This window comes from Capsulimonas corticalis (assembly GCF_003574315.2).
Taxonomy (GTDB): domain Bacteria; phylum Armatimonadota; class Armatimonadia; order Armatimonadales; family Capsulimonadaceae; genus Capsulimonas; species Capsulimonas corticalis.
On record NZ_AP025739.1, the window covers coordinates 3,854,963 to 3,867,483 of the forward strand.

9 protein-coding genes are annotated in these 12,521 nt (G+C 61.6%); 6 read left to right on the plus strand and 3 right to left on the minus strand.

What is annotated here, in order from left to right; genetic code table 11:
* Positions 1–7 precede the first annotated feature (7 nt).
* From D5261_RS16450 to D5261_RS16470, 5 genes are read left to right on the plus strand one after another with little or no spacing between them, the layout of a single operon-like run.
* A complete protein-coding gene (locus D5261_RS16450; RefSeq protein WP_119324267.1) occupies positions 8–3,016 on the plus strand; it encodes a family 78 glycoside hydrolase catalytic domain in 3,009 nt (1,002 codons plus the stop codon).
* Positions 3,017–3,021: 5 nt separating this feature from the next.
* Positions 3,022–4,545, plus strand: a complete 1,524-nt coding sequence (locus D5261_RS16455) for a sugar ABC transporter ATP-binding protein (protein ID WP_119324266.1) — start codon at positions 3,022–3,024, stop codon at positions 4,543–4,545.
* Positions 4,542–5,549, plus strand: coding sequence for an ABC transporter permease (locus D5261_RS16460; protein WP_119324265.1), 1,008 nt, complete (start codon positions 4,542–4,544; stop codon positions 5,547–5,549). Before D5261_RS16455 ends, D5261_RS16460 begins: the two co-directional genes overlap by 4 nt.
* A gap of 2 nt (positions 5,550–5,551) precedes the next feature.
* A complete protein-coding gene (locus D5261_RS16465) occupies positions 5,552–6,547 on the plus strand; it encodes an ABC transporter permease (protein ID WP_119324264.1) in 996 nt (331 codons plus the stop codon).
* A gap of 55 nt (positions 6,548–6,602) precedes the next feature.
* On the plus strand, positions 6,603–7,646 hold the full coding sequence (locus D5261_RS16470; RefSeq protein ID WP_218025743.1) for an autoinducer 2 ABC transporter substrate-binding protein: 1,044 nt from the start codon (positions 6,603–6,605) through the stop codon (positions 7,644–7,646).
* A 77-nt stretch (positions 7,647–7,723) separates the two neighbouring features.
* Here the strand turns inward: D5261_RS16470 and D5261_RS16475 are convergent, their stop codons facing one another.
* Positions 7,724–8,488 (minus strand): COG4705 family protein, encoded by a 765-nt coding sequence (locus tag D5261_RS16475; RefSeq protein WP_218025742.1) that lies wholly within the window; start codon positions 8,486–8,488, stop codon positions 7,724–7,726.
* A 307-nt stretch (positions 8,489–8,795) separates the two neighbouring features.
* Positions 8,796–10,406, minus strand: coding sequence for a serine/threonine-protein kinase (locus D5261_RS16480; RefSeq protein WP_165864570.1), 1,611 nt, complete (start codon positions 10,404–10,406; stop codon positions 8,796–8,798).
* Between the two features lie 184 nt (positions 10,407–10,590).
* Here D5261_RS16480 and D5261_RS16485 point away from each other — a divergent pair, with 184 nt between their 5' ends.
* A complete protein-coding gene (locus D5261_RS16485) occupies positions 10,591–11,814 on the plus strand; it encodes a hypothetical protein (protein WP_125206281.1) in 1,224 nt (407 codons plus the stop codon).
* A 50-nt stretch (positions 11,815–11,864) separates the two neighbouring features.
* Here D5261_RS16485 and D5261_RS16490 read toward each other — a convergent pair whose 3' ends face one another.
* On the minus strand, positions 11,865–12,479 hold the full coding sequence (locus tag D5261_RS16490; protein ID WP_119324259.1) for a hypothetical protein: 615 nt from the start codon (positions 12,477–12,479) through the stop codon (positions 11,865–11,867).
* Positions 12,480–12,521 lie beyond the last annotated feature (42 nt).

Here is a 12,521-nt window from a genome sequence, read left to right on the forward strand (position 1 = left end):
GAAATCCATGAAACACCGCTTAACCTTTATCGCAGCCGCCGCCACTGCCGCCGCGCTTGCGCCCGCCGTCCACGGAGCCTCCGATTTGCAGCCAGGACAGCTTCGCTGTGAGTATCTGGTGAACCCGCTGGGCGTGGACGCTCAGCATCCTCGCCTGAGCTGGAAATTGGCGTCGCAAACGCGCGGCCAGCGCCAGACGGCGTATGAGATCCTGGTGGCGCGCGGCGCGGGCGCGCTGAAGGCGAACCACGGCGATCTCTGGGATAGCGGTAAGGTCACTTCCGATGATTCCAGCGCCATTGAGTACGCCGGGCCGGCGCTGGCGTCCGGGCAGCAGTGCTGGTGGAAGGTGCGCGTTTGGGACAAGGACGGCGCCGTGGCGGAGAGCCCCGCCGCGTCCTGGCGCATGGGACTGCTGAAGCCGTCGGACTGGAAGGCGCAGTGGATTTCCGCGCAGACGCCGCGCGGCGTGCAGATCGACGGCAATAACCTTTCGCCCTCACCCTATCTGCGCCGCATGTTCTCCGTCGGCAAGACGGTCCAGCAGGCCACGGTGTTCGTGACCGCGCACGGCGTCTACGAACTGCATCTCAATGGCGCGAAGGTTGGCGACGCCGTCATGGCGCCGGGGTGGACGGACTATAAGAAGCGTGTGGAGTACCAGGCGTACGATGTTACGTCGGCGCTCAAGAAAGGCGCGAACACCATCGGCGCGGTCCTGGGCGACGGCTGGTACAGCGGCTACATCGGTTTCAGTCACCGGCGCGACTACTTCGGCGTCCGTCCCGAGCTGCGCCTTCAGATGGAGATCGTATTCACCGACGGCTCGCGTCAAACCCTCGTGACCGATGGGGCGTGGAAGGGATCGCAGGGGCCGATCACTTACTCCGACATGCTGCAAGGCGAGTCTTACGACGCGCGTAAGGAACTGGCCGGCTGGGATCTTCCCGGATCCCGGTCCACGGGCTGGACCGGCGTTCTATTGAACGGCTCCAGCCAGCCGACGAACCAGGTCAATGTGACCGTGAAGGTGGCGTCGATGGTGGCGGACAACAAAGTCGCCGTCGTCTCCGGCAACGATCTTGGGGGCGATCCCGCCTACAACACCGTCAAGCGCCTGCGCATCGATTATACGCTGGACGGCGCGCCGCACTCGCAGACGGCGGATGAGAAAGAAACCATCAATATTCCTGGGCCGGGCGAGGCGGGCGGCAAGCTTGTCGTCCAAAAAGCCGTTTACGGCGTGCTGGATCCGCAGAGCGGGCCGGCGGCGATGGTCGGCCAGCATGGTCCGCCCATCCGCGTGACCGAGCACATCAAGCCGATCGGCATGACGGAGCCCGCCCCGGGAGTCTATATTGTCGATCTCGGGCAGAACATGGTCGGCTGGACACGATTGAAAGTTCAGGCCAAGGCGGGAACGCGTATCCAATTGCGCTTCGCCGAGATGCTCGATCCCAAGGGGCAGGTCTACACGACGAACTTGCGGTCGGCCAAATCTACGGATACATATATCTGCAAGGGCGGAGGCGTCGAAGTCTGGGAGCCGCACTTCACCTTCCATGGCTTCCGCTATGTGGAAGTGACCGGGTACCCCGGCAAGCCGGCCATGGACGCCGTCACAGGATGTGTGATCGGCTCGGATACGCCGAAGACTGGGACGTTCGAGTGCTCCAGCCCGCTTGTCAATCAGCTTCAGCACAACATTGTCTGGGGGCAGCGCGGCAACTTCATCAGCATTCCGACCGACTGCCCGCAGCGCGACGAGCGCCTGGGCTGGATGGGCGACGCGCAGATCTTCGTCCGCACCGCGACGTACAACCGGGACACGGCGGGCTTCTACGAGAAGTGGATGCAGGATGTCGAGGACGCGCAGTCGTCGCAGGGCGGATTTTCCGATGTTTCCCCGCGCACCGTGGACGATTCCGACGGGGCGCCCGCCTGGGGCGACGCCGGCGTGATCGTCCCCTGGACCGTGTATCAGGCGTACGGCGACAAGGGCATTGTCGAGAAGCACTGGGCGGCGATGAACCGCTGGATGGACTATATCACCAGCGTCAACCCGGGCGGCCTCTGGATGGAGCGCCGCAACAACGACTTCGGCGACTGGCTCTCCATCAACGCCGACACGCCCAAGGACGTGCTCGCGACGGCCTACTACGCCTACGATGCTTCGCTGATGGCGCGCATGGCGCGCGCGCTCGGCCACACGGAGGAGGCGGCGAAGTACGACGCCCTGTTCGCGCACATCAAAGACGCCTTCAATACGGCGTTTGTGTCGCCCGACGGCAAAATCAAAGGCGATACCCAGACCGGCTATGTGCTCGCCCTGCGCTTCCAACTGCTGCCAGACGCGCTTCGGCCGATGGCGGCGACACATCTGACGGACGATATCGCGGCGAAGAACAGCCACCTGTCCACGGGCTTTGTCGGCGTCGGCTACCTCTGCCCCACGCTCACGGCGACCGGCCATAACGATGTCGCCTACAAGCTGCTGCAAAACGACACCTTCCCGAGCTGGGGATTTTCGATCCGGCAGGGCGCGACGACGATCTGGGAGCGGTGGGACGGCTGGACGCCTGACAAGGGCTTCCAGGATCCCGGCATGAATTCGTTCAACCACTATTCGCTCGGTTCGGTCGGACAGTGGCTCTATCAAGATGTTGCGGGAATCGACACCGATCCCGATCAGCCCGGCTACAAGCATATCTTGATGCACCCGCATCCCGGCCCCGGACTGAGCCACGCGAGCGCGACATTCGACAGCATTCATGGCCCGATCACGAGCGCCTGGAAGATTGACAACGGCGTGTTCGTGTGGAATGTCACCGTGCCCGCCAACACGACGGCGACGGCCTGGATCCCCGCCGCGGGCGCCGATGGCGTCACCGAGTCGGGCAAGAAGATCGACAGCGCCTCGGGAGTGAAGTTTGTACGGGAGGAATCCGGCTCCGCGGTGTATGAACTACAGTCCGGAACGTATCGCTTTTCGGCGCCCGCTGAGCCTACGATGTGAAACCGATGATGAATACACCATTCCTACAAGTCAGCGGGCTGAGCAAGGCGTACAATGGCGTTCCGGCGCTTTCGGGGGTTAGCCTCGCGATTGAGCCGGGCGAAGTCCACGCCTTAATGGGCGAAAACGGCGCCGGTAAGTCCACGCTGATCAAGTGCCTCTCCGGAGTTGTTCGGCCCGACGGCGGCTCCGTGCAGGTCGATGGCGCCGCCGTGTCGTCGGGCGATATCCGCGTATCCGAAGCGGCGGGAATCGTCGCGCTCCATCAAGAGTCGACGGCGTTCGCGCATCTCAATGCGATCGACAATATCTTTGTCGGCCGCGAGCCGCGCCTCGGGCCGGGGCTGCTGGACCGCCCGCGCATGCGGCGCGAGGCGCAGGCGCTGCTGGACCGGCTTGGCGAGCGCATCGACCTTGACAGGCCGCTGGAGGAGCTTTCGCTCGCCCAGCGGCAGATGGTTGGGATCGCGCGCGCCCTGTCGCACAAAAGCCGTCTGCTGATCATGGATGAGCCGACGGCGTCACTGTCGGCGCGCGAAACGCAGACCCTCTTTCGGATCATTCGCCAGCTGCAAAGCGAGGGCGTCGCGATCCTTTACGTCAGCCACCGGATGGAGGAGGTCTTCGCGCTCTCCAGCCGCGTCACCATTCTGCGCGACGGCAAGCTTGTGGAGACGCGCGCGATCGCCGATGTCAGCCGCAACGAACTCGTCAAACTGATGGTCGGTCGGGAGTTGCTCGCCGAGGAAAGCCGCGAAAGCGCCACGGCGCCCGGCGAAGTCATGCTCGATGTGCGCGGCCTCACACGGCCGGGCGTTTTCCGGGACATCACGTTTTCCGTGCGCAAGGGAGAGATCGTGGGGCTGGCCGGTTTGGTGGGCGCGGGGCGCTCGGAAGTCGCCGCCTCGATCTTTGGCGTGGATCGGCCGGAATCCGGCTCGGTTCGCGTCGCCGGAGATACACTGGCGCCCGGTTCGGTCCCGAAGGCGATCGGGCGCGGGGTGGCGCTCGTTCCGGAGGATCGACAGCATCAGGGATTGGTTCTGCCGCTGACGGTCGGGACAAACCTGCTGTTGTCCGTGCTTGGCTCTCCGGCAATGGGGCGCTTCCGCGCACGGGAAAAAGAGACGACGGTTGTTACGGACTTGATGCGCGATTTGTCAGTCAAGGCGGCGGGGCCGGATATCGCGGCCAACACGCTCTCGGGCGGAAACCAGCAGAAGCTGGCGCTGGGCAAATGGCTCGCGGCGTCGCCGCGCGTACTGATCCTGGACGAGCCGACACGGGGCGTGGATGTCGGCGCGAAGGCCGATGTTTATCGGATCATCCGCCAGCTTGCGAGTGACGGAATGGCGACTTTGTTGATCTCGTCGGATCTGCCCGAGCTCCTGACTTTAAGCGACCGGATTCTGGTGATGCGGGAGGGGACGATCAGCGGCGAGCTTTCCCGCGCGGAAGCCACAGAGGAGAAGATTTTGGCGCTCGCCCTGCATTCCCAAAATTCCATGACCGGGGAGGCCATCGCGTGACATCCCAAACGATTACTAAGCCGCCGTCGACCTTCGGCGCATCTCTGGGGCGTCTGTCGCGCCAGCGCGAGTACGGCGTCCTGGCGCTGCTGCTCCTGACTGTCTTCGCGGTCGGCTCGATCAACCATACCTTTTTGTCCGGCGGCAACCTGCGCGACATCCTCGTCTCCAGCGTTCCCGCCGTGATCGTCGCCTGCGGCCTGACGCTTGTGATCGTCCTCGGCGAGATCGATATCTCCATGGGCGCCTTGATGGGGCTGCTCGCGACGGTGATGGGACAGCTCACGTCGCCCACGCACGCCAACTTGCCAGTCGCCGTGGGAATCGCCGCGACGCTGGCGCTGGGCGCCGGAGTCGGCCTGCTCAACGGTCTGCTGGTGGCCTATGGCCGGATGCCGTCGATCATCGTCACGCTCGGAATGCTGACGGTGCTGCAGGGCGTCAATTTGACATTGATCAATGGCCGGTTCATCACGGACCTGCCGCAGGGCCTGCGCTTCTTCGGCATCGGAACGTTTCTAGGCGTCCCGGTGAGTATTTGGACCGCAGTGATCGTTGTCCTCTTAGCGATCTTACTGGTGCGGCAAACGCCGCTGGGCCGCCGGATCTACGCCGCCGGCAGCAATCCGGAGGCGGCGCGTCTGGCCGGCTTGCCGGTGCGCGGCCTGAAAGTCTTTGTGTTTACGCTGACGGGATTGCTGGTCGCCGTCGCCGCCGTCGTCAGCGTGCCCCGACTGGGCGTCATCGAGTCTGGGATCGGGCAGGGATTTGAGCTGCTCGCCGTGACCTGTGTCGTCGTCGGCGGAACCTCCATCAGCGGCGGGCGCGGGACGATCATCGGGTCGGTGCTGGCGGCGCTGCTGCTCAGCGTGATCAGTCCCATGCTGATCTTCCTGCGCCTTGGGGTTTCGGCGACGTACTGGGAGCGGGCGATCCAGGGCGCGTTTATTTTGGTTGCGGTGCTCATCGACCATATGGCGCGCGGACGACGGGAGGCCCATTAATCATGCAGCAAGTGACAAAATCCGATCGGGCCATTCCCGCAAAGCGCGCGTCCCCGCTGCGCGGCGTACTGCCGTCGCGCCAGGAAATCGTGCTGCTGGTCCTGCTGATCGGTCTCATGATCCTGGCCGGCTCGCTCAGCCCGACATTTTTGGCGCCGAACGCCCAAATGGGCCTTTCCACGCATGTCTGGGAACTGGCGCTGCTGGCGATCCCGATGACGCTGATCATCGTGACGGCGGGGATCGATCTCTCCGTCGGCTCGACGATGGCCCTGTGCGCCGTCGTCTTCGGCCTGTGTTTCCAGGCGCATATGCCCCTGGCGCTTGCTGGCGCGCTTACACTGGCAACGGGCGCGGCCGCTGGAGCGCTCAACGGTTTCTTCATCACTCGCGTTCGCGTTCATCCGCTGATCGTCACCCTCGCGACGCTCGCCGCATACCGGGGCGTCGCCGAAGGGCTGAGCTTAGGGCGTCCTGTCTCCGGCTTCCCGGAAAGCTTCACCTGGCTGGGGCAGGGGACAGTGCTGGGGATCCCGATTCCTGGCCTGATCTTCGGCGTCGCGGTCATCGCCGTCGGTCTGATTGCGGCGCGCACGCCGCTCGGCCTGTGGCTCTCGGCAATTGGATACAACGAAACGGCGTCGCTTTACTCAGGCATTGCCGTCGCGCGAATCAAAATGTGGCTTTACACCCTGTCGGGGACGACGGCGGGACTGGCGGCGCTGCTGTTTGTCGCCCGCCGCAACACGGCGAAGGCGGACATCGGAACGGGCATGGAGCTGGCGGTCATCACGGCGGTCGTGCTGGGCGGCACAAGTATCTTCGGCGGCCGGGGACGACTGTTCGGGACGGTGCTGGGAGTTTTGCTGATTCACGAAACGCGCGAGTTCGTTTCATGGCAATGGAATCGCGATGAGCTGAACTTGATCGTTATCGGTTTACTTCTCATCTTGTCCGTACTGGCCGACAGCCTGCTGACGCCGAAATCGCGACGCTAATCGTTCGGCGCCGATATCAAAATCTCAGAATATGAAGACCTCAAAGGGAACACGCATGCGACACCTCACTCGCCCGATTACGCTTGGATTGCTTTGCGGAGCCGTTTTGACGGCCGGCTGCGGCGCTCATAAGGACGCCTCTGGCGGCGGAGGCGGGGGCGGCGCCACGTCTTCCGCCGGCAAAACGGTCAATGTCTATCTGCTGCCCAAGCAAAAGGGAATTGCCTACTTCACCTCGTGCAGCGTGGGCGCCGAAGCCGCCGCGAAGGAGCTGGGGGATGTCAATCTTGTCTACGATGGGCCCACCGACGGCGCGCCGGAAGCGGCGGCGTCGCTGATCGAGTCCTGGACACTCAAAGGGGCGAATGTCATCTGCGTTTCTCCCAACGATCCCAATGTGCTGGCGCCGGCGATGACGAAGGCGAAGCAGGGCGGCGTGCACATGCTCACATGGGACGCCGACAGCACGCCCGATTCACGCGAGTTTTTCGTCGATCAGGCGACCTCCGAACAGATCGGCGACGCCCTGGTCGATACGATGGCGAAGGATATCGGCGGCGCGGACCCGGTGGGGAAAGTCGCGATCGTCACTGCGACCCTGACGGCGGCCAATCAGAACGAGTGGATCAAGTTCATGCAGGAGCGCCTGAAGAAGTACCCCAGGCTCCAGCTCGTCGCGATCAAGCCCTGCAACGACAACCAGACGCTGGCCTTTCAGGTTACTCAGGATCTCATGAAGGCTTACCCCGATCTCAAGGGCGTCTTCGGAATCAGCAGCGTCGCCTTCCCCGGCGCCGCCGAGGCGATCAAGCAGGCGGGCAAATCCGGCCAGGTGCTCGTTACCGGCCTGTCCACCCCCAACAACATGAAGCCGTACGTGAAGGACGGCACGGTCAAGTCCGTTGTCCTCTGGAACACCGAAGACCTTGGCTACCTCACCATCTACGCCGCCGAGGCCGTCGCGAACGGCAAGCTCAAACCCGGCGCGACCACCTTCCACGCCGGCAAGCTGGGCGACAAGAAGATCGAGGGCGATAAGATCCTGCTCGGCGATATCCTCGTCTTCAACAAAGACAACATCGACAAGTTCAACTTCTAAAGCGCCGCTGCGGCAAATTGGCGTCCATAAAGACGGAGTGGGAAGTTACGCTGGCGTAACTTCCCACTCCGAAGTTTTCAATGGGACGCCGCGTTCAACGACATCGACTTCTGTTTTTGCCGACGCGTGAGATAGATCACCAGGCCGATAATGGTGATCAGGAAGATTGAGCTGGTGGCGACCGTGCCAAGGCCAAGCCCGGATTCCTTGACCGGCTGCGTCAATAAATCCCCCAGCGATGCGCCCAGCGGGCGCGTGAAGATATAAGCGATCCAGAACGCCAGGATCGCATTCAGCTTGAAGAACCGATAAGCGATGTAGGTCGCCGCGATCACTCCGGCGAAGATCAGCGCGGAAAGCGCGTAGCCCACGCCAAGCCGCTCCGCGATCAGATCTCCCGCCGAAGTCCCCAGAGAGAACGTACACAAAATCGCCGCCCAGTAGAATAGCTCACGCTTGGTGGTTTCGATGATGTGTACGGACAGCGTCTTCTCACTCAAATACCACAAGACAAAGACCACCAGCAGGGCAGACGCGAAGATGATCGATGTTGTCGCCAAGCTCACTCCCATCCTGTCCACAAGGTTATCCGACAGCAGTGTGCCGACGACGCTGACCAGCACGACCACCAGCCAGTAAAGCGCCGGGATATACCGTTGTGATTTTAGCTGGACGAGCAGGGCGATCAAAAATAGGGCGCTCATCACATACGACGTGCCGACCAGGCCAAGTTTCATCGTGGTTGATAAAAAGTCCGCGCCCGTTTCTCCCACGGTGGTCGCGAGGACCTTGATGATCCAAAAGAAAATGGTGATTTCTGGGACCTTGTTCAGCATCTTCATGATTTGCCTCTTCGGTGTTCCCACCTCTCGATGGATGAACATACTTTCGCCCAATGGAAATAGAACTCAGCGGCAATCTTAGATTGCAAACATCTCTTTAAGATTCTTCGCCAGCCATGACGGTATCCCGTGGATTCCATACGCTGAGCCACTCAATTATTCCACTGTATACCCATGTAAGTAAATGAATTATGCCTGTGTGAAATTAGGAAAAATTAACAGGGGGCGATTAATAGGAGAAGTTAAAATTACTTAATGAGAATTTGCTTATTATATGCAATGCGCGATGACTGGGGAGATGAATCGGTTATCGCGCTCTTCGCTTCCGAGGTTTGGCTGCGGAGAAGGCATGGCGGCGGCTGTCTTCCGCATTTTGGGCCATCGCGTTTGCCTGAACAACGTCGCCCTTCGCGCGAAACGAATTCGCCAGCGCCATTTCCTGATGGTAACTGGCGTCCCACGCCGCCGCAAGATTTCGGTGATTCGTCAGCCGTCCCGTGATGCGAGCCTTCACGAGCCTTGGTCTGCGCCGAAGCGTTAAGCTTCTGGGATGGCGATCGTGAGGCAGGGCATGCGCCGTCATGGGCAAAGGCGAATGTTTGGTCACGTTCACTGCGGGTTTTGCGGCGGTTGCCGTCGCATGAGCGGCGGTTGCGGCCGGGTGCGTGGCCGCGCGTGGCGCGGGGAGGATCGGCGCGGGGACGGCCGTTTCGGGATGATTGACCAGGGGCGTCAGCGGCGTTTGAGTCGCGGGCAGCGGCGCAGGCGTGGCCGGCTTTTCCGACAGCGCCGTCAATTGTTTCGGATCCGAAGCCGGTATCGGCGTGGTTAATACGGCGTTTTGGCGAGTGATGGCCGCCGGTTTGGCGCCGCCGCCGATGCGCGCGGCGGTGGGCGAGAGGCGGGTGACGGCGAAAACCGTGGCGAGCGTCAGAGCGCCAAAGACGGCGGCGCCGACCAGCGGCCAGATGGTGCGCGGAGACCGCGCGGCTGTCCTCGTGGCGTTTGATTCGACAGCGGCGGCTTTCGGCGCCGTTACGATATTCGGGCTGGTTGTCGTGGGGGGCTCCGCGGCGCGCGGCGCCGTGAGCACCCGGACAAACTCGCCGCACGCGCTGAACCGCGCTTCGGGCGACTTGGCGAGGCTGCGCAGGAGCGCGTCACTGGTTGTCTGCGAGAGCGACGGCGCCAGATCGCGGGGCGTGGGCGGTTCGGAGTACACATGCGCCATCAGCAGCGCCATGGTCGTCGCCGGCTCCGGACCCTCAAAGGGCGTGCGCCCGCACAGCATTTCGTAGGCCACCACGCCGAACGAGTAGATATCCGCGCGGTAATCGACCGGCTGCTCGCTGGCCTGTTCAGGGGAGATATACTTCGGTGTGCCGACGATGCCGCCGGTTTGCGTGAGTCGGGCCGCCGCTTCCTCGGCCTGCACTCGGGCGATGCCGAAATCCACAAGTTTGACGGTATAGCCGCCGGACGGGAGATCTCCCAGCAGGATATTGGCGGGTTTGATATCGCGATGGATGACGCCTAAACTATGGGCGTAATCGATCGCTTCGGCGATCTGCTGGAGCAGCGGCGTGGCGTCGTCGAGCGTCAGCGGGCCGTGGCGGCGCAAGTGCTCGCCAAGATCGCGCCCTTCGATCAGCTCCATTGTGAAGTAGGGCTGGCTTCCGTTGCCGTCGCCGACCGAATAGATGGTGGCGATGTTTGGATGCTGGAGTTTGGCGGCGGTGCGGGCTTCCGAGAGAAAGCGCGCCACAATCGTCGCCTCGTGCGTCATCGAGTCCCGGAGTAGCTTGAGCGCTTCGTACCGGTGCAGCTCTGTGTGCCAGGCCTTATAGACCTGCGCCACGCTGCCCTCTCCGGTCAACTCATCCAGCCGATACGGTCCTAATTGTGTGCTTAATTCCATGGGATAGATCGCGGGCGGCGATATTCGATATCTATGATCGCCTGCCTTGCTATGATACCCAAAAAACGCGCATCGGCGCCGATTTATCGCCGGCTGGACACGGTCTGAAGCGCAAGCCATGAGATAGGGTCAACGCAAGTGTGGAGGACAGTTTGTGCGGCGCTTTTATATTCGAATATTTCTCATGCTGATGCTGCTGGCGCCCGGCGGAAAATATTGCCGCGCCGTTTCGCTGCAAGATCCATTTTCCTGGGCGATCCACGACCGCAGCACGTCGCCGTATTATCTCCTCGTCACCATTGTTGACGACACAACAGGTAAATCTCGGAAGTGCTGTATTTGCGCGACGTTTTTGGAAGGCGCCGTGATGACTCAGATGCGCCTGCCCGATGAACTTCAAAGCATGGACAAGGCGGCGCGGACGATCATCGAAAACAAATCTCGCACGTATCATTTCTCCAATCCAAAGGCGCTGGCGAATGTCGAGCCGCGATACTCCGAAGAGCAGTTGGCTGCGGCGCGCGAGCGTCTGAAGCCCTACACCAATGAGGATCTGCTCGGACGCCCGCAAAGCGATCAATCACGTCTCAAATTGAATTCGTTAGGATTGGCGCGCGATGCGGTTGCGTGTGTGCTATTGGAGCGCGGACTGTATGCTCGGCTGGGCGATGTACCCGGCGGAGTTTACGCCCTTAGTCCAAAGGATATTGCAGATGAGCAGCGTCAATTCGCAAAATGGCGTGAGAATGCAAGACAGGAATCATGGAGAGCCCATACCCTGGCGTGTCATTTGGACGGATACCACGCACTTGCGGAGAAATTCGTGCTTGTCGATTCTGATATCGGCGATATCAATTTGCTTCAATATTCTCTGTGCAGCGATATGACACGGCGTGGGCCGGCTTTGGTAGACGGGGCGCGCTGGTACGATCCCATCATAAACGAAAAGCCGAAATATGATTGGAATACTTTCCTGGAGAACTACCACCGCTCCGGTGTCGCCGCCGCGCGCCAGGCTTGGCTATCAGCGTGGAAGAGGAAATCTCACGGCTCCTTGGGGTTTACGAGTTTTGGCGGCAGCGGGATGGAAAACGGTGACGATATGGCAATCGCCATAAAAGCCTGGCGAAGAGGTGGGCTGGTCGGCCTGCCACGATTCCAATATGATCTGAGGCAGGGGCGAGAGTGGGTGGGAAGCGTGTATCTGGACACGAGCGGACGACAGGCGCTCGCATATAACGCAGGCGATCCTGAAGCGAATGCGAGTGATCCTAACCACATGCTCCCACCTCAGTTAGTCCCGAAGAACCGTGCGGCTCAGAATTGCCTGGGTATATTTTTTCGCCCTGTCAACGGGATCGAAGATTACTTTGTTATCGAATCGCGGGCCCGCCACAGTAAACAATGAACCCTGCGTTGCCGCAGGACTCGAAAATAGACTCTGGGATAATCAGATTACTACCGAGCCGTCGCGATCGCGGATACGGCGCCGTTCTGGTCGAAGTCGGTTTTGCTGAATGAAATCTCCGCCTTGCCTGCGGCGCCCGGAACTGACGGTACGGAGATTTCCGGCGCCGAGCTATATCCCGATCCGCCGTTTGTCACCACGTAACCGACCACCACGCCGTTCTTCACCAGCGCGTAACCTTCGGCCGGCTTTGTCGGCCACATCTCTCCACGGCTGCGGACATAGCGATAGTAATTCGAGACTTCATCCAGCCGCTCGTTCGTCACCCCATATTGGCTCAGCGCGTCCAGCAGCGCTTGTTTGTTCCGCTGCGCCTGATTCGGGTCCGGCCGGGTTCCCGCCGGCGCCGGACGGACATGGCGGAACGCCTCGCGAAATACATCCGGCGGCACGCCGAGCGCGCCCGCGACCAGCGCCACCGGCCGGCCGCGATCTCGCGGATCGGTCTCGTGCCCGCCCGAAAATACGATGGGCGCATGGACAGCGCCTGTATCTGCGGCGTTCGTGCGAGACGACAGCAAAAAGGATAGTGTGAGCGCCGCGCCCGCGAGAACGAACGCACTGTTCCGCCATGCTTTCGGCTTCGAAATATGGATCGACTTCATGATGTTTCCTTTGTGCTCCGCTGCAAAAGCGTGGTTATTGTA

Coding starts and splice junctions, on each gene's coding strand:
- D5261_RS16450 (WP_119324267.1), top strand. CDS start 8: ATGAAACACCGCTTAACCTTTATCGCAGCCGCCGCCACTGCCGCCGCG.
- D5261_RS16455 (WP_119324266.1), top strand. CDS start 3,022: ATGATGAATACACCATTCCTACAAGTCAGCGGGCTGAGCAAGGCGTAC.
- D5261_RS16465 (WP_119324264.1), top strand. CDS start 5,552: ATGCAGCAAGTGACAAAATCCGATCGGGCCATTCCCGCAAAGCGCGCG.
- D5261_RS16470 (WP_218025743.1), top strand. CDS start 6,603: ATGCGACACCTCACTCGCCCGATTACGCTTGGATTGCTTTGCGGAGCC.
- D5261_RS16475 (WP_218025742.1), bottom strand. CDS start 8,488: ATGAAGATGCTGAACAAGGTCCCAGAAATCACCATTTTCTTTTGGATC.
- D5261_RS16480 (WP_165864570.1), bottom strand. CDS start 10,406: ATGGAATTAAGCACACAATTAGGACCGTATCGGCTGGATGAGTTGACC.
- D5261_RS16485 (WP_125206281.1), top strand. CDS start 10,591: ATGCTGATGCTGCTGGCGCCCGGCGGAAAATATTGCCGCGCCGTTTCG.
- D5261_RS16490 (WP_119324259.1), bottom strand. CDS start 12,479: ATGAAGTCGATCCATATTTCGAAGCCGAAAGCATGGCGGAACAGTGCG.